The organism is Telluria sp. AZSoR62 (genome assembly GCF_058111565.1).
In genome coordinates, this window is record NZ_JBYTST010000008.1 from 195,630 (window position 1) to 211,652 (window position 16,023).

General features: G+C 64.3%; 19 protein-coding genes. All 19 read left to right on the top strand.

The genetic code is table 11. The features are described 5' to 3' along the window. Positions 1–24: 24 nt before the first annotated feature. The 19 genes from AC3XQU_RS14445 to hisF all read left to right on the top strand — a co-directional run bounded on the left by AC3XQU_RS14445 (position 25) and on the right by hisF (position 16,023). Positions 25–1,488 carry a glutamate synthase subunit beta gene (locus tag AC3XQU_RS14445; RefSeq protein ID WP_489874852.1) on the top strand — a complete coding sequence of 488 codons (1,464 nt, stop codon included), beginning with the start codon at positions 25–27 and terminating at the stop codon, positions 1,486–1,488. Between the two features lie 436 nt (positions 1,489–1,924). Then, entirely contained in the window at positions 1,925–2,728 is an 804-nt protein-coding gene (locus AC3XQU_RS14450) for an ABC transporter ATP-binding protein (RefSeq protein WP_489874853.1), read from the top strand. Continuing rightward, positions 2,725–3,507, top strand: coding sequence for a lipid asymmetry maintenance ABC transporter permease subunit MlaE (mlaE, locus tag AC3XQU_RS14455; RefSeq protein WP_489874854.1), 783 nt, complete (start codon positions 2,725–2,727; stop codon positions 3,505–3,507). The genes AC3XQU_RS14450 and mlaE overlap by 4 nt, the downstream gene beginning before the upstream one ends. A gap of 21 nt (positions 3,508–3,528) precedes the next feature. Further along, entirely contained in the window at positions 3,529–4,002 is a 474-nt protein-coding gene (mlaD, locus tag AC3XQU_RS14460) for an outer membrane lipid asymmetry maintenance protein MlaD (protein ID WP_489874855.1), read from the top strand. Next, positions 3,999–4,850, top strand: coding sequence for an MlaA family lipoprotein (locus tag AC3XQU_RS14465; protein ID WP_489874856.1), 852 nt, complete (start codon positions 3,999–4,001; stop codon positions 4,848–4,850). Before mlaD ends, AC3XQU_RS14465 begins: the two co-directional genes overlap by 4 nt. A gap of 68 nt (positions 4,851–4,918) precedes the next feature. Next, positions 4,919–5,551, top strand: coding sequence for an MlaC/ttg2D family ABC transporter substrate-binding protein (locus AC3XQU_RS14470; protein WP_489874857.1), 633 nt, complete (start codon positions 4,919–4,921; stop codon positions 5,549–5,551). 2 nt (positions 5,552–5,553) lie between these two features. Beyond that, a complete protein-coding gene (locus AC3XQU_RS14475) occupies positions 5,554–5,829 on the top strand; it encodes an STAS domain-containing protein (RefSeq protein WP_489874858.1) in 276 nt (91 codons plus the stop codon). A 163-nt stretch (positions 5,830–5,992) separates the two neighbouring features. Then, positions 5,993–6,916, top strand: coding sequence for an ABC transporter ATP-binding protein (locus AC3XQU_RS14480; protein ID WP_489874859.1), 924 nt, complete (start codon positions 5,993–5,995; stop codon positions 6,914–6,916). Next, complete coding sequence (locus AC3XQU_RS14485; protein WP_489874860.1) at positions 6,913–7,680, top strand: ABC transporter permease; 768 nt, start codon at positions 6,913–6,915, stop codon at positions 7,678–7,680. The genes AC3XQU_RS14480 and AC3XQU_RS14485 overlap by 4 nt, the downstream gene beginning before the upstream one ends. 39 nt (positions 7,681–7,719) lie before the next feature. Next, positions 7,720–7,956, top strand: coding sequence for a BolA family protein (locus AC3XQU_RS14490; RefSeq protein ID WP_489874861.1), 237 nt, complete (start codon positions 7,720–7,722; stop codon positions 7,954–7,956). Positions 7,957–7,958: 2 nt separating this feature from the next. Further along, a complete protein-coding gene (murA, locus tag AC3XQU_RS14495; RefSeq protein ID WP_489874862.1) occupies positions 7,959–9,218 on the top strand; it encodes a UDP-N-acetylglucosamine 1-carboxyvinyltransferase in 1,260 nt (419 codons plus the stop codon). Between the two features lie 10 nt (positions 9,219–9,228). Beyond that, positions 9,229–9,903 carry an ATP phosphoribosyltransferase gene (gene hisG, locus AC3XQU_RS14500; RefSeq protein ID WP_489874863.1) on the top strand — a complete coding sequence of 225 codons (675 nt, stop codon included), beginning with the start codon at positions 9,229–9,231 and terminating at the stop codon, positions 9,901–9,903. Between the two features lie 4 nt (positions 9,904–9,907). Further along, positions 9,908–11,227 carry a histidinol dehydrogenase gene (gene hisD, locus AC3XQU_RS14505; RefSeq protein WP_489874864.1) on the top strand — a complete coding sequence of 440 codons (1,320 nt, stop codon included), beginning with the start codon at positions 9,908–9,910 and terminating at the stop codon, positions 11,225–11,227. Continuing rightward, positions 11,224–12,054: a DNA-methyltransferase gene (locus AC3XQU_RS14510; protein WP_489874865.1), complete on the top strand. Its 831-nt coding sequence runs from the start codon at positions 11,224–11,226 to the stop codon at positions 12,052–12,054. Before hisD ends, AC3XQU_RS14510 begins: the two co-directional genes overlap by 4 nt. After that, the gene (gene hisC / locus AC3XQU_RS14515) at positions 12,051–13,142 is read left to right on the top strand and encodes a histidinol-phosphate transaminase (protein WP_489874866.1); all 1,092 of its coding nucleotides are present in this window, start codon (positions 12,051–12,053) and stop codon (positions 13,140–13,142) included. Before AC3XQU_RS14510 ends, hisC begins: the two co-directional genes overlap by 4 nt. 46 nt (positions 13,143–13,188) lie before the next feature. Next, complete coding sequence (gene hisB, locus AC3XQU_RS14520; protein ID WP_489874867.1) at positions 13,189–13,779, top strand: imidazoleglycerol-phosphate dehydratase HisB; 591 nt, start codon at positions 13,189–13,191, stop codon at positions 13,777–13,779. A 15-nt stretch (positions 13,780–13,794) separates the two neighbouring features. Next, complete coding sequence (gene hisH / locus AC3XQU_RS14525) at positions 13,795–14,436, top strand: imidazole glycerol phosphate synthase subunit HisH (RefSeq protein WP_489874868.1); 642 nt, start codon at positions 13,795–13,797, stop codon at positions 14,434–14,436. 43 nt (positions 14,437–14,479) lie between these two features. Beyond that, the gene (gene hisA, locus AC3XQU_RS14530) at positions 14,480–15,256 is read left to right on the top strand and encodes a 1-(5-phosphoribosyl)-5-[(5-phosphoribosylamino)methylideneamino]imidazole-4-carboxamide isomerase (protein WP_489874869.1); all 777 of its coding nucleotides are present in this window, start codon (positions 14,480–14,482) and stop codon (positions 15,254–15,256) included. A 5-nt stretch (positions 15,257–15,261) separates the two neighbouring features. After that, on the top strand, positions 15,262–16,023 hold the full coding sequence (hisF, locus tag AC3XQU_RS14535; protein ID WP_489874870.1) for an imidazole glycerol phosphate synthase subunit HisF: 762 nt from the start codon (positions 15,262–15,264) through the stop codon (positions 16,021–16,023).

Consider the following 16,023-nt stretch of genomic DNA (forward strand, 5'->3'; position numbering starts at 1 on the left):
TCCAGACAGAAAAAGGAAAACAACGTGGGTAAAATTACCGGCTTCATGGAATTCGAACGGCAGGAAGAGGGCCACCTCGAGCCTGTGGAACGCGTCAGGAACTACAAGGAATTCGTGCTGACCCTGACCGATGGCCAGGCCAAGGTACAGGGCGCGCGCTGCATGGATTGCGGCATCCCCTTCTGTAACACGGGCTGCCCGGTCAACAACCAGATCCCGGACTGGAACGACCTCGTCTACCACGGCAATTACCGTGCGGCCGTCGAGAACCTCCATTCGACCAACAACTTCCCGGAAGTGACCGGCCGCATCTGCCCCGCGCCTTGCGAATCGGCCTGCACGCTCGGCATCAACGACGAGCCGGTCGGCATCAAGTCGATCGAGCGCAAGATCGCCGACGCCGGCTGGGAGCACGGCTGGATCGTGCCGCAGCCATCCGCGCATAAAACCGGCAAGAAGGTCGCCGTGGTCGGTTCCGGTCCGGCCGGCCTGGCGGCAGCCCAGCAGCTGGCGCGCGTCGGCCACGACGTGACGGTGTTCGAAAAGAGCGACCGCCTCGGCGGCCTGCTGCGCTACGGGATCCCCGACTTCAAGATGGAGAAGGGCCTGATCGACCGCCGCATTGAACAGATGCAGGCGGAGGGCGTCACCTTCCGCACCGGTGTCCTGATCGGCAAGGATTTCCCGGCCACGGTCAGCAACATGGCGCGCGACACCATCTTCCCGGAAGACCTGGAGAAGGAATTCGACGCCGTGGTGCTGGCCGGCGGCGCCGAGCAGCCGCGCGACCTGCCGGTGCCGGGCCGCGAGCTGAAAGGCGTGCATTTCGCGATGGATTTCCTGCCGCAGCAAAACCGCGTCAACGCGGGCGACAAGCTGAAGGACCAGATCAAGGCCACCGGCAAGCACGTGGTCGTGATCGGCGGGGGCGACACCGGCTCGGACTGCGTGGGCACCTCGAACCGCCATGGCGCCGCATCGGTCACCCAGTTCGAACTGATGCCGCAGCCGCCGGAGCACGAAAACAAGCCGCTGGTCTGGCCCTATTGGCCGACCCGCCTGCGCACCTCGTCCTCGCACGAGGAAGGCTGCTCACGCGACTGGGCGGTGGCGACCAAGCGCCTGGAAGGCAAGGGCGGTAAAGTAGAGCGCCTGATCGCCTGCCGCGTCGAGTGGAAAGACGGCAAGATGGTCGAGATGCCGGATTCGGAATTCGACATGAAAGCCGACCTGGTGTTCCTGGCGATGGGCTTCGTGTCGCCCGTGCAGAACGTGCTCGACGCCTTCGGCGTGCAGAAGGATGCGCGCGGCAATGCGCGCGCCGCCACCGAGGGCGAGCGCTCCTACCAGACCTCCAGCGCCAAGGTGTTCGCGGCAGGCGACATGCGCCGCGGCCAGTCGCTGGTGGTGTGGGCGATCCGCGAGGGGCGCCAGTGCGCGCGCGCCGTCGACGAATTCCTGATGGGCAGCTCGGTGCTGCCGCGCTAACAAGGTGACAGCGGGACAAAGGCGGCTGCGGCCGCCTTTTCCTTTTCTACGGTGCAAAATGTGGAAACGATCCAACACATCCCGCCCTTGTCCTAAGGTGGGATGGCCCTATGTGCGTGTATGCACCACCATTTTCTGACATTGATCTCTACGCTATACCTTATTGCAGCGCATCATGCGCGCTGCGTTGGGAGAGCGTACAGGTTGCCTGGACGGTTGGTTGCTCTGCGGAATTTGTTGATTTATTTCAACAAATTACAACATTGTAAGACATGCATATCTCTGCAAAAACAAGAGCTTACGGACGGAAATATCTGACTGACCGGTTATTTTTGTTGTATTCGCACGTCGAGGCGCCAGGCCAAAATGGGGCGCCTCAAGCGAGGCTTATGGTTTCTGCACTACAATAACGGATTACCCAAATACCAAACATGCTGTGTCGAACCTAGTCGAAATCCGTGATCTGCACTTTGCCTATGGGGAGCGTTCCGTCTTGTCGAACCTCCGCATGGACTTCCCACGCGGTAAGCTCGTGGCCGTCATGGGCGGTTCCGGCTGCGGCAAGACCACGGTCCTGCGCCTGATCGGCGGCCAGATCCGCCCCCAGCGCGGCGAAGTCCGCGTGGGCGGCGAGGTCGTGCACCAGCTCGATACCGACGGCCTGTACCGCCTGCGCCGCCGCATGGGCATGCTGTTCCAGTTCGGCGCGCTGTTCACCGACCTGTCGGTGTTCGACAACGTTGCCTTCCCGCTGCGCGAGCATACCAATTTGCCGGAAGAACTGATCCGCGACCTGGTGCTCATGAAACTCAATGCGGTGGGCTTGCGCAATGCGCACCGCCTCAAGCCGGCCGAGATTTCCGGCGGCATGGCGCGCCGCGTCGCCGTGGCGCGCGCCATTGCGCTCGATCCGGAACTGATCATGTACGACGAGCCCTTCGCCGGCCTGGATCCGATCTCGATGGGCGTCACCGCCAACTTGATCCGCAACCTGAACGATGCACTCGGCTCGACCTCGATCCTGGTGTCGCACGACGTCAAGGAATGCTTCGCGATTGCCGATTACGTGTACTTCATGTCCGCTGGCAAAATTGTCGCCGAAGGCACGCCGGCCGACCTGCGCGTGTCCGAAGATCCTTACGTCCAGCAATTCGTCAATGCCGAGCCGGATGGCCCGGTGCCCTTCCATTATCCGGGCAAGTCGCTGGCCGACGACCTGGGCCTGGGAGTGCTCAAATGATTAGCGGCGTTCTGGAAACAATCGGCCGCACCGTGCGCGAATCCATCGCCAGCGTCGGTTTTGCCACCCGGGCCTTCTTCAACCTGCTGGGCGTCTCGCCCGGCGCGTTCCGGCGCCCGACCCTCATTTCCGAGCAGATCCATTTCATCGGCAATTATTCGTTGGTGATCATCATCGTCTCCGGCCTGTTCGTCGGCATGGTGCTGGGCCTGCAGGGCTATTACACACTCCAGGCCTATGGCGCCGAGCAGGCGCTGGGCCAGGTCGTGGCGCTGGCGCTGGTGCGCGAGCTCGGCCCGGTCGTGACGGCGCTCCTGTTCGCCGGCCGCGCCGGCACCTCGCTGACCGCACAGATCGGCCTCATGAAAGCCGGCGAGCAATTGTCTGCCATGGAAATGATGGCGATTAACCCGGTCCAGCGCGTGCTGGCTCCCCGCTTCTGGGGCGGCGTCATCGCGATGCCGATCCTGGCCACCGTGTTCTCGGCGGTGGGCGTGTTCGGCGGCTACCTGGTCGGCGTGCAGCTGATCGGCGTGGACGAAGGCGCGTTCTGGTCGCAGATGCAGGCCGGCGTCGATGTGCGCGCCGACGTGCTGAACGGTGTCATCAAAAGCTTTATCTTCGGCGTGGCGGTCACCTTTACCGCGCTGTTCCAGGGTTACCAGACCAAGCCGACGCCGGAAGACGTGTCGCGCGCGACCACGCGCACCGTCGTCATCGCGTCGCTGATGGTCTGGGGCCTGGACTTCGTCATGACCGCATTGATGTTCAATAAGTAACTGATTAAAAAGAGTATTCGTATGCACCGCAAAACTATCGACGTCTGGGTTGGCCTGTTTGTCCTGCTGGGCTTGATCTCCCTCCTGTTCCTGGCGCTCAAGGTCGGAAACATGAGCACGCTCTCGTTCAGCAAGACCTATGCCGTGACCGGCAAGTTCGACAATATCGGCGGCCTCAAGCCGCAGGCGCCCGTGAAAAGCGCGGGCGTGGTGGTCGGCCGCGTAGGTGAAATCACCTTCGACGACAAGACCTACCAGGCGCTCGTGCGCCTCGATATGGAGCCAGGATATAAATTCCCTAAAGACAGTTCGTTGAAGATCCTGACCGCCGGCCTGCTGGGCGAGCAGTACATCGGCATCGAACCGGGTGGCGACACCAACAACCTGGTCGATGGCGACCGCATCAACCGTACCCAATCGGCAACGGTGCTGGAAGACTTGATCAATCAATTTATCTACAGCAAGGCCGCTGAAGGAAAGGAAGGTACTGAATGAAACACGTTCCAATCTTCACCCCCGGCCACATGCGCCTCGCCGCGGCAATTGCCGCTGCCCTGGTGCTGACCGGCTGCGCAACGCCGCAGAATCCGCAGGATCCGCTCGAGAAATACAACCGCGCCGTGTTCACCTTCAACGATGCGGTCGACCGCACCGTGCTGAAGCCGACCGCCACCGCCTACAAGAAAACGCTGCCGAGCTTCGCGCAAACCGGCGTGAACAATTTCTTCGGCAACTTGTCGGATGCCTGGAGCGCCGTCAACAACCTGCTGCAAGGCAAGGGCCAGGCCGGCATGGGCGACGTGACGCGCGTGGCCATGAACTCGACCTTCGGCATTTTCGGCCTGCTCGACATCGCCTCGGAAGCCGGCATCCCGAAGCACAACGAAGATTTCGGCCAGACCCTGGGTACCTGGGGCGTTCCAAGCGGCCCTTACGTAATGTTGCCGCTGCTGGGCCCATCCACGGTGCGTGACACTGCGGCCCTGCCGGCGGACATGGCCGGCGACATCTGGAGCTACAAGACGCCGGTCAACTGGCGCAACGTCGGCAAGGCCGTCAACATCGTGGACAAGCGCGCCGTCCTGCTCGACGCGTCGAACCTGATGGAAGAAGCTGCCCTCGACCGTTACGAATTCATCCGCGACGGCTACATGCAGCGCCGCCAGAGCCAGGTGTACGACGGCAATGTGCCGCGCCAGGGCGATGCCGAGGCCGATGCAGCCGAGGCGCCTGCCGCCGGCGCCCCGGCAGCCGGCGCCGTGCCGGCCAATGCCGCCCCGACCGACGCGCCAGCGCCGAAGTCACAAGTGGTTACACAACCGGTGTCATCCGACAAGCAGTAAGACGAGTTAACGGTGTATCGCCGCCGGCAGCTGAGCCCGGCGGCACCCAACAACAAGGAAACCGACACATGAAACCAGTCATTCAACTGATCGCAGCCGCCACCGCGACCTTCGCTTTCGCCACCGCCGCCATCGCCGCCGAAGCACCGGACGTGCTGGTCAAGCGCATCAGCGCCGACGTCATCGAGACCGTCAAGGCCGACAAGGACATCCAGGGCGGCAACCGCGCCAAGATCATGGAACTCGTGAATTCCAAGATCCTGCCGCACGTCGATGCCGAGAAAATGACCGCGCAGGCGGCCGGCCGCTTCTGGCGCCAGGCCACCCCGGAACAGCAGAAGCAGCTGTCGCAGGAATTCAAGACCCTGCTGGTCTACACCTATTCGGGCGCGCTTACCCAGATCAAGAACGAAACCGTCGAATTCAAGCCGATGCGCGCTGAAGCCGGCGCCACCGACGTCGAAGTGCGTTCGCAGGTCAACGTCGCCCGCGGCGAGCCGATCATGCTGAACTACCGCCTGGCCAACGGCCCACAGGGCTGGAAGATCTATGACATCAACGTGCTGGGCGCCTGGCTGGTCGAGACCTACAAGGGCACCTTCACCAGCGAGATCAACAAGGGCGGCATCGATGGCCTGATCAAGAAGCTGGCCGAGCGTAACCAGCAGCTGGCTGCCAAGCCGCTGAAAGCCCCGAAGTAAGCATGGCAGAAGCAAATCCCATGCTCTCGCTCGATGCCCTGACCTTCGAGAGCGCGAGAAGCGCCCTGGAGCAGGGCTGCGCCGCGATCTCGGCCGGCGAAACCCAGTTCGACCTGGGCGGCGTCAGCGCCGCCGATTCGTCGGCGGTGGCCGTGCTGCTGGCCTGGCAGCGCCTGGCCAACAAGGCCGGACAACGCCTGACCTTCACCAACGTGCCGTGCAACGTGCAGAAGCTGGCCACGCTGTATGGCGTGGACCAGTTGCTGCCGCAGTCGTAATACCCCCGGGTGGACGGCCCTGCCGTCCACCCGGTGCGTTTCCTGATCTCCTGCTGCGCCGTCCTGGCCGGCGAAAATCCCACCGACCTCTAGTATTTGCAATTTCCCCTATAATGGACCGTTTCCCCGCATGGTCCGGCGCGCTCGCGCCATCCCCACACGAATGACAGCGATCCAGATTAACAGCGTCGAGAAAAGCTACAAGGGATTCCAGGCCCTCAAGGGCGTTTCCCTCAGCATCGAGGAAGGCGAATTCTTCGGCCTCCTGGGCCCGAACGGCGCCGGCAAGACCACCTTGATTTCCACCATCGCGGGGCTGATCCGCCCCGACGTCGGCAGCGTGAAGATCCACGGCCACGACGTCGTCACGGACTTCCGCGAAGCGCGCAAGCGCCTGGGCGTGGTGCCGCAGGAACTGGTGTTCGATCCTTTCTTCACGGTGCGCGAGACGCTGCGCCTGCAGTCGGGCTATTACGGCATCAAGAACAACGACGCCTGGATCGACGAAGTGATGCACAACCTCGACCTGACCAACAAGGCCGATGTGAACATGCGCGCGCTGTCCGGCGGCATGAAGCGGCGCGTGCTGGTGGCCCAGGCCCTGGTGCACAAGCCGCCCGTGATCGTGCTGGACGAGCCGACCGCCGGCGTGGACGTGGAACTGCGCCAGACGCTGTGGAAGTTCATCGCGCGCCTGAACCGCGAAGGCCACACCGTCGTGCTGACCACCCACTATCTCGAAGAAGCGCAGGCCATGTGCCAGCGCGTGGCCATGCTCAAGCTGGGACAGGTAGTGGCGCTGGACACCATGTCGGCGCTGCTGCGCCGCGTGTCCGGCTCGCAGCTGGTGGTGCACCTGTCCAGCGGCGACCTGCCGCAGGACCTGCGCCACCTGGTCTCGCACGACGAGCATAACAATGGCAACAAGTACACGCTGCGCGTGAACCACGTGAACGAAGTCGAGCCTATCCTGGCGCGTATCCGCACGAGCGGCGCCGTGGTCGACGACATGCAGCTGGAGCAGGCCGACCTGGAAGACATCTTCCTGCAGGTGGTCGGCGACAAGCAGCCTGGAGGCCCGCAATGAACCTGTTCTCGGTGGGTTTCCGTACCCTGTTTTACAAGGAATCGCTGCGCTTCTGGAAGGTTGCGACCCAGACCGTGGCCGCGCCGATTGTCACGGCCATGCTCTACCTGCTCATCTTCGGCCATGTGCTCGATGGCCGCGTCGAGATGCTCGATGGGGTCAGCTACACCGCCTTCCTGATCCCGGGCCTGGTGATGATGAGCGTGCTGCAGAACGCCTTTGCCAATTCGTCCTCGTCGCTGATCCAGTCCAAGCTGACCGGCAACCTGGTCTTCATCCTGCTGCCGCCGCTGTCGCATGCCGAGATCCTGTCGGCTTACGTACTTGCTTCGGTACTGCGCGGGGTGGTGGTGGGCGCCGGCGTGTTCGTCATCACCGCCTGGTTCGCGCACCTGAGCTTCGTGGCGCCGCTGTGGATCATCCTGTTCGCCTTTCTCGGCGCGGCCATCCTGGGCACGATGGGCGTCATCGCCGGCATCTGGGCCGAGAAGTTCGACCAGCTGGCCGCATTCCAGAACTTCCTGATCATGCCGGCGACCTTCCTGGCCGGCGTGTTCTATTCCATCCAAAAACTGCCGCCATTCTGGCTGGCAGTCTCGCATTTCAACCCGTTCTTTTATATGATTGACGGGTTCCGCTATGGATTCTTCGGCAAGTCCGACGTCTCGCCCTGGATCAGCCTGGCCATCGTGTCGGTGTTCTTTGCAGTGCTGGCGGCCATTGCGGTTCATATGCTCAAACGTGGCTATAAGTTACGCCACTGAGTGCGCCACTAGAGCCATCAAGAATTTACTGGAGTTACCGTGTCGACTACCCCCGAACTGATCCACAGCTACATCAGCAATGGCCTCGATTGCACCCACCTGGAAGTCGAAGGCGACGGCCAGCATTTCACGGCCGTGATCGTGTCGTCCGCCTTTGCCGGCAAGCGCCCGATCCAGCGCCACCAGCTGGTGTACGCCGTGCTCGGCGACCGCATGCGCGAAGAAATCCACGCGCTGTCGATGAAAACCCTGACCCCTGAAGAGTACGGAGGATAAGCATGGACAAACTGCAGATCGTCGGCGGCAAACGCCTCGATGGTGATATTTCGGTGTCGGGCGCCAAGAACGCGGCCCTGCCCATCCTGTGCGCGGGCCTGCTCACCGCAGGCGACCTCGAACTGTCGAACGTGCCGCGCCTGCACGACGTACGCACCATTCTCAAGCTGCTCGAGCAGACCGGCCTGAAGGTCACGCAGGACGACGAGCGCGTCACGCTCAATGGCGCCAACATCACCTCGCTGGAAGCGCCCTACGAGCTGGTGAAGACCATGCGCGCCTCGATCCTGGTGCTCGGTCCCCTGCTGGCGCGCTTCGGCGAAGCCAAGGTCTCGCTGCCGGGCGGCTGCGCCATCGGTTCGCGCCCCGTAGACCAGCACATCAAGGGCCTGCGCCAGATGGGCGCCGAGATCACGATCGAAGGCGGCTACATCTACGCCAAAGCCAAAAAGCTCAAGGGCGCGCGCATCCACACCGACATGATCACCGTCACCGGCACCGAGAACCTGCTGATGGCGGCGACCCTGGCCGAAGGCGAAACGGTATTGGAAAACGCCGCGCGCGAGCCGGAAGTGACCGACCTGGCCAACCTCCTGGTGGCGATGGGCGCAAAGATCGACGGCATCGGCACCGACCGCCTGGTGATCCAGGGCGTTCCGTCCTTGCATGGCGCCCGGCACGCCGTGATTTCGGACCGCATCGAAGCGGCGACTTTCCTGTGCGCGGTGGCGGCGACCGGCGGCGACATCCTGCTGCGCAATACCCGCACCGATACCTTCGACGTGGCGCTCGACAAGCTGCGCGAAATCGGCCTGCAGCTCACCGTTTCGGGCGACACCATCCGCGCCCGCATGGACGGGCGCCCGAACCCGGTCTCTTTCCGCACCACCGAATACCCGGGCTTCCCGACCGACATGCAGGCCCAGTTCATGGCCGTGAACACCATTGCCGCCGGTTCGAGCAAGGTCACCGAGACCATTTTTGAAAACCGCTTCATGCACGTGCAGGAGATGAATCGCCTGGGGGCGCAAATCGCCACCGAAGGCAATACCGCCTTCATCAAGGGCGTCGACCGCCTGGTGGGCGCCCCCGTAATGGCGACCGACCTGCGCGCTTCGGCCTCGCTGGTCATTGCCGGCATGGCCGCCCAGGGCACGACCCTGATCGACCGCATCTACCACCTCGACCGCGGCTACGACCGCATGGAAGTGAAGCTGTCGGCGGTGGGTGCGGACATCGTGCGCATCAAGGAAGCCAAGTAAAGCGAACCGCATGACAACCACGAACAAAAGCGGAGAGCCGGGCCTGATCCTGGCGCTCTCCAAGGGCCGCATCTTCGAGGACACCCTGCCTCTCTTGGCGGCGGCGGGCATCACCGTGCTCGAGAATCCGGAAACCTCGCGCAAGCTGATCCTGCCGACCAACGACCCGGGCGTGCGCGTGCTGATCGTGCGCGCCAGCGACGTGCCGACCTATGTCCAGCATGGCGCGGCCGACTTCGGCGTGGCCGGCAAGGACGTGCTGCTCGAGCACGGCGGCGAAGGCCTGTACCAGCCGATCGACCTGCGCATTGCCTGCTGCCGCATGTCGGTGGCCGTCAATGCCGGTTTCGACTACGAGACCGCGGTGCGCCAGGGCGCGCGCCTGCGCGTGGCGACCAAGTTCGTCAACACCGCGCGCGAGCACTTCGCGGCGAAAGGCGTGCACGTCGACCTGATCAAGCTGTATGGCTCGATGGAGCTGGCGCCGCTGGTCGGCCTGTCGGACGCCATCGTCGACGTGGTCTCCACCGGCGGCACCCTGCGCGCCAACAACCTGGTCGAAGTCGAGAAGATCATGGACATCTCCTCGCGCCTGGTGGTCAACCAGGCCGCGCTCAAACTCAAGCGCGAACGCCTGCAACCGATCCTCGACGCGTTCCAGCGCGCCTCACAACAACAAGGCTGAACCCATGGCAGTACAGATCCGCAAGCTCGATTCCTCCGCACCCGATTTCAAGCAAACCCTGCATGCGTTGCTGGCATTTGAAGCGGAAACCGACGATGCGATCGAATCGTCGGCCGCCAAGATCCTCGCGGACGTCAAACGGCGCGGCGACGCGGCTGTACTGGAATACACGAACAGATTCGACCGCATCCCGAATGGCGGTGCCGCTTCGATGGCTGCCTTCGACGTTCAGCAGGCCGAGCTGGATGCGGCCCTGGCTGCACTGCCGGAAGCCCAGCGCGCCGCCTTGCAGGTCGCGGCCGAACGCATCCGCGTCTTCCACGAACGCCAGAAGCAGGAACTGAACGGCTTTACCTTCACGGAGCCCGACGGCACCGTGCTGGGCCAGCGCGTGACGCCCCTGGACCGCGTCGGCATCTACGTCCCGGGCGGCAAGGCGACTTATCCATCCTCGGTACTGATGAACGCGATTCCCGCCAAGGTGGCGGGCGTGCAGGAAATCGTCATGGTGGTGCCGACGCCCGACGGCCTGAAGAACCAGATGGTGCTGGCCGCCGCCGCGATTGCAGGCGTGACCCGCGTGATCACCATCGGCGGCGCCCAGGCCGTGGGCGCACTGGCCTACGGCACCGAAACCATTCCGGCCGTGGACAAGATCGTCGGACCGGGCAACGCCTATGTGGCCGCCGCCAAGCGCCGCGTGTTCGGCACGGTGGGCATCGACATGATCGCCGGCCCGTCGGAAATCCTGGTGCTGTGCGACGGCACGACCGATCCTGACTGGGTGGCGATGGACCTGTTCTCGCAGGCCGAGCACGACGAGCTGGCCCAGTCCATCCTGCTGTGCCCCGATGCGGACTACATCGCCCGGGTGGAGGCGAGCATCCACAAGCTGCTGCCGACCATGACGCGCAAGGACACGATCGTCACCTCGCTCACCGACCGCGGCGCGCTGGTCAAGGTGCGCGACATGAACGAAGCCTGCGAGATCGCCAACACCATCGCTGCCGAGCACCTCGAGATCTCGGCCGACGATCCGGTCAAGTGGGCGGACCGCATCCGCCATGCGGGCGCCATGTTCCTGGGCCGCTTCTCGTCCGAGTCGCTGGGCGACTACTGCTGCGGCCCGAACCACGTGCTGCCGACCTCGCGCACGGCGCGCTTCTCCTCGCCGCTGGGCGTGTACGATTTCCAGAAGCGCTCCTCGGTCATCTACGTCAGCGAAGCGGGCGCCCAGACCCTGGGCAAGGTCGCGGCCACGCTCGCCTATGGCGAGGGCTTGCAGGCGCACGCCCGCAGCGCCGAGCTGAGAATCAAGTCATGAGCGGCTGGGTCGACCAGGTGTTCTGCGAGGATGCGCTGACTGGCATGGCGCGCATCCCGGACGGGTCCATCGACCTGATCCTGACCGACCCGCCCTACAACCTGGGCAAGGACTACGGCAATGCCTCCGACCAGCAAAGCGTCGAGGCCTACCTGGCCTGGACCGAGCAGTGGATCGACGCTGCCCTGCCCAAGCTGAAAGCCAACGGCAGCCTGTACATCTTCCTTACCTGGCGCTTCGCGCCCGAGATCTTCGTCATGCTGAAAAAGCGCATGACCATGATGAACGAGATCATCTGGGACCGCCGCGTACCCTCGATGGGCGGCAGCGTGCGCAGCTTCTCGTCGGTGCACGACACCATCGGTTTTTTCGTGAACCGCAAGGACTATTATTTCGACCTGGATGCCGTGCGCATCCCCTACGACGCCGAGACCAAGAAGGCGCGCTCGCGCTCGATCTTCATCGGCGCCAAATGGCTCGAAGTAGGCTACAACCCGAAGGACGTGTGGAGCGTGTCGCGCCTGCACCGCGAGCACCCGGAGCGCGCCGACCACCCGACCCAGAAGCCGGTCGAGATCATCGAACGCATGGTCAAGGCTTCTTGCCCGGTCGGCGGCGTGGTGCTCGATCCCTTCATGGGCAGCGGCACCACCGCGATCGCCGCGCGCCAGGCCGGGCGCCATTTCACCGGCTTCGAACTGAACCCGGCCTATTGCGACATCATCCGGGAGCGCCTGGCCGCGCCCGAGGTGCCGGTCGCGGGCAAGGCCGCCAAGAAACGCAGGAGCGCCGCCAGGAGCGCGCTCGCCGACGAGGAAACCGCATGACAACGAGCATCGAGAAGCTGGTCGAGAACACCATCCGCGAAGACGTGCGCGCCATCGCCGGCTACCACGTGCCGGATGCGAGCGGCTACATCAAGCTCGACGCGATGGAAAACCCTTACGAGCTGCCCGACGACCTACGCGCCGAACTGGGCCAGCGCCTGGCCGACGCCGCCCTGAACCGCTATCCTGTGGCGTCCTATGCCACGCTCAAGGAAAAGATCTGCGCCAGCCTGGGCGTGCCGGCCGGGTACGACGTCTTGCTGGGCAACGGCTCTGACGAGCTGATCTCGATCATGGCCACCGCGGTCGCACTGCAAGATCGCCGCGCCGTCGTCATGGCGCCGACCCCGGCCTTCGTGATGTTCTCGCGTTCGGCCCAGTTCGCCGGCGCCGACTTTGTCGGCGTGCCGGTAAAAGCCGATTTTTCGCTCGACCTGCCGGCCATGCTGGCCGCCATCGAACGCCACCAGCCATCCCTGGTGTTCCTGGCCTACCCGAACAACCCGACCGGGAACCTGTTCGACGCCGGCGACATGGCGGCCATCATCGAGGCCCTGGGCGAGACCGGCATCGCCGTGGTCGACGAGGCCTACCAGCCGTTCGCGCGCAAGAGCTTCATGGGCCGCCTGCCGGAGTTCCCGAACCTGGTCGTGATGCGCACGCTGTCCAAGCTGGGCCTGGCCGGCATCCGCCTGGGCTACCTGTCGGGCGACGCCGCGCTGCTCGCGCAGTTCGAGAAGGTGCGCCCGCCGTACAACGTCAACGTGCTGACCCAGGTCGCGGCCGAGTTCGCGCTCGACCATCTCGACGTGCTCGACCGCCAGGCCGCCCTGCTCAACGAGGAGCGCAGCCGCCTGGCGACCGAACTGGCGGCGCTGCCGGGAGTCGAAGTATTCCCGTCGGCCGCGAATTTCATCGCCCTGCGCGTGCCCGACGCGGACAAGACCTGTTCAGAACTGCGCAACGCGAAGGTGCTGGTTAAAAATTTGAGTAAAATGGACAAGCTGTTGGCCAACTGCATCCGCGTCACGGTCAGCACGCCCGAAGAAAACACCGCATTCTTGAACGCCCTGAGGGCGTCCCTATAAAAAAAACGGCTGCCTGTGCACAGGCGGCCTGGAAGAGCACCCAGCAATGACCCGCACCGCCGACATCACGCGCAATACCAACGAGACGCAGGTCCGCGTCTCGATCAATCTCGACGGCACCGGCCGCCAGAAGCTCAATACGGGCGTTCCTTTCCTGGATCACATGCTCGACCAGATCGCCCGCCACGGCATGTTCGACCTCGAAGTCGAAGCCGTCGGCGACCTGCACATCGACGCCCACCATACCGTCGAAGACACCGGCATCACGCTGGGCATGGCGGTGGCCAAGGCCGTGGGCGACAAGAAGGGCATGACGCGTTACGGCCATTCCTACGTGCCGCTGGACGAAGCGCTGTCGCGCGTGGTGATCGATTTCTCGGGCCGTCCGGGCCTGGAAATGCACATCCCCTGGACGCGCGCCATGATCGGCACCTTCGACGTCGACCTGACCGGCGAATTCTTCCGCGGCTTCGTGAACCACGCCGGCGTGACCCTGCACATCGACAACCTGCGTGGCGTGAATGCCCACCACCAGTGCGAAACGGTGTTCAAGGCCTTCGGGCGCGCGCTGCGCATGGCCACCACGCTCGACGAGCGCGCCGCCGGGATCATCCCGTCGACCAAAGGCAGCCTGTAATCGGGTCACTGAGCCATGACGAATAAAATTGTAGTGGTCGACGGCCTCGGCAACCTGCGCTCGGTGGCGCAGGCGCTGCGCGCGGCCGCGCCGGAAGCCGACATCCTGGTGTCGAACCAGGCCGCCGACATCGATGCGGCCGACCGCATCGTGCTGCCGGGCCAGGGCGCGATGCGCGACTGCATGCGCAGCCTGCGCGAGTCCGGTGCCGAAGAAGCCCTGCTGCGCGCCGTCAAAACCCGTCCGGTAATGGGCGTGTGCGTGGGCGAGCAGATGCTGTTCGACGCCAGCGAAGAAAACGAAGGCACGCCGGGCCTGGGCCTGTTGCCTGGCAAGGTGGTGCGTTTCCAGCTCGACGGCAAGCTGCAGGCCGACGGCTCGCGCTTCAAGGTGCCGCAGATGGGGTGGAACCGCGTGCGCCAGACGCGTGCGCACCCGCTCTGGGACGGCGTCGAGGACGGCAGCTATTTCTATTTCGTGCACAGCTACTACGCCGCGCCCGAAAACGCGCTGGACACCATCGGCGAAGCCGACTACGGCGGCATGTATGCCTGCGCCGTGGCGCGCGACAACCTGGTGGCCACCCAGTTCCATCCCGAGAAGAGCGCAGCCGCCGGCCTGCGCCTGTACCGCAATTTCATCCACTGGAAGCCGTGAACCGCGTTCACGTCCTAAACCAACCAACCTACCGACAACGACCATGCTGCTGATCCCTGCCATCGACCTGAAAGACGGTCACTGCGTTCGCCTGAAACAGGGCGACATGGAACTCGCGACTGTGTTCTCCGAAGATCCCGCCGACATGGCGCTGCATTGGCTCAAGCAGGGCGCGCGCCGCCTGCACCTGGTGGACCTGAACGGCGCCTTCGCCGGCAAGCCGAAGAACGAAGGCGCGGTCAAATCGATCCTGCAAGTGGTGCAGGAATACGCCGAAGAGCATGGCATCGAGGAGATCCCGGTCCAGCTGGGCGGCGGCATCCGCGACCTCGACACCATCGAGCGCTACCTGGACGACGGCATCAGCTACATCATCGTCGGCACCGCCGCGGTGAAGAACCCGGGCTTCCTGCACGACGCCTGCGGCGCCTTCCCGGGCCAGATCATCGTCGGCCTGGACGCGCGCGACGGCAAGGTTGCTACCGACGGCTGGAGCAAGATGTCGGGCCACGAAGTGATCGACCTGGCCAAGAAATTCGAAGGCTATGGCGTCGAATCGATCGTCTACACCGACATCGGCCGCGACGGCATGATGGGCGGCGTGAACATCGAAGCCACCGTCAAGCTGGCCCAGGCCGTGCGCATCCCGATCATCGCTTCCGGCGGCGTGCACAACCTGGCCGACGTCGAAGCCCTGTGCGCGGTGCAGGACGAAGGCATCGAAGGCGTGATCTGCGGCCGCTCGATCTACGAAGGCACGCTCGACCTGGCATCGGCCCAGGAACGCGCCGACGCACTGACCGAGGGCGCCCAGGCCTAAGCTTTATGCTCGCAAAACGCATCATCCCCTGCCTGGACGTCACCGGTGGCCGCGTGGTCAAGGGCGTCAACTTCACCGAACTGCGCGATGCCGGCGACCCGGTGGAAATCGCGCGCCGCTACGATGGACAAGGCGCCGACGAACTCACCTTCCTCGACATCACGGCGTCCAGCGACGGCCGCGACCTGATCCTGCCGATCATCGAAGCCGTGGCCTCGACCGTGTTCATCCCGCTCACCGTCGGCGGCGGCGTGCGCAAGGTCGAGGACGTGCGGCGCCTGCTCAATGCCGGCGCCGACAAGGTGTCGATGAATACCTCGGCCGTCACCAACCCGCAGCTGGTGTTCGAGGCCTCGCAAAAGCACGGCTCGCAATGCATCGTGGTGGCGATCGACGCCAAGCAGGTCGCGCCCGGCAAGTGGGAAGTATTTACCCATGGCGGGCGCAACGCCACCGGCCTGGATGCGGTGGAGTGGGCGCGCAAGATGGAGTCGCTCGGCGCCGGCGAGCTGCTGCTCACCTCGATGGACCGCGACGGCACCAAGGTCGGTTTCGACCTGGGCCTGACGCGCGCCGTCTCGGACGCGGTGGGCATTTCCGTGATCGCCTCGGGCGGCGTCGGCTCGCTGAAAGACCTGGCCGACGGCATCCTGGAGGGCCACGCCGATGCGGTGCTGGCCGCCAGCATCTTCCACTACGGGCAGCACACGGTCTCTGAGGCCAAGCGCTACATGGCTGAACGCGGCATCCCGATGCGGCTGGAGTAA

What these genes read in the sequence shown, in the direction of transcription:
- hisG (WP_489874863.1), top strand. Translation starts at nt 9,229, where the DNA reads ATGACAACCACGAACAAAAGCGGAGAGCCGGGCCTGATCCTGGCGCTC.
- mlaD (WP_489874855.1), top strand. Translation starts at nt 3,529, where the DNA reads ATGCACCGCAAAACTATCGACGTCTGGGTTGGCCTGTTTGTCCTGCTG.
- AC3XQU_RS14470 (WP_489874857.1), top strand. Translation starts at nt 4,919, where the DNA reads ATGAAACCAGTCATTCAACTGATCGCAGCCGCCACCGCGACCTTCGCT.
- AC3XQU_RS14480 (WP_489874859.1), top strand. Translation starts at nt 5,993, where the DNA reads ATGACAGCGATCCAGATTAACAGCGTCGAGAAAAGCTACAAGGGATTC.
- murA (WP_489874862.1), top strand. Translation starts at nt 7,959, where the DNA reads ATGGACAAACTGCAGATCGTCGGCGGCAAACGCCTCGATGGTGATATT.
- hisB (WP_489874867.1), top strand. Translation starts at nt 13,189, where the DNA reads ATGACCCGCACCGCCGACATCACGCGCAATACCAACGAGACGCAGGTC.
- hisC (WP_489874866.1), top strand. Translation starts at nt 12,051, where the DNA reads ATGACAACGAGCATCGAGAAGCTGGTCGAGAACACCATCCGCGAAGAC.
- hisH (WP_489874868.1), top strand. Translation starts at nt 13,795, where the DNA reads ATGACGAATAAAATTGTAGTGGTCGACGGCCTCGGCAACCTGCGCTCG.
- AC3XQU_RS14485 (WP_489874860.1), top strand. Translation starts at nt 6,913, where the DNA reads ATGAACCTGTTCTCGGTGGGTTTCCGTACCCTGTTTTACAAGGAATCG.
- hisA (WP_489874869.1), top strand. Translation starts at nt 14,480, where the DNA reads ATGCTGCTGATCCCTGCCATCGACCTGAAAGACGGTCACTGCGTTCGC.
- mlaE (WP_489874854.1), top strand. Translation starts at nt 2,725, where the DNA reads ATGATTAGCGGCGTTCTGGAAACAATCGGCCGCACCGTGCGCGAATCC.
- hisD (WP_489874864.1), top strand. Translation starts at nt 9,908, where the DNA reads ATGGCAGTACAGATCCGCAAGCTCGATTCCTCCGCACCCGATTTCAAG.
- AC3XQU_RS14510 (WP_489874865.1), top strand. Translation starts at nt 11,224, where the DNA reads ATGAGCGGCTGGGTCGACCAGGTGTTCTGCGAGGATGCGCTGACTGGC.
- AC3XQU_RS14465 (WP_489874856.1), top strand. Translation starts at nt 3,999, where the DNA reads ATGAAACACGTTCCAATCTTCACCCCCGGCCACATGCGCCTCGCCGCG.
- AC3XQU_RS14475 (WP_489874858.1), top strand. Translation starts at nt 5,554, where the DNA reads ATGGCAGAAGCAAATCCCATGCTCTCGCTCGATGCCCTGACCTTCGAG.
- hisF (WP_489874870.1), top strand. Translation starts at nt 15,262, where the DNA reads ATGCTCGCAAAACGCATCATCCCCTGCCTGGACGTCACCGGTGGCCGC.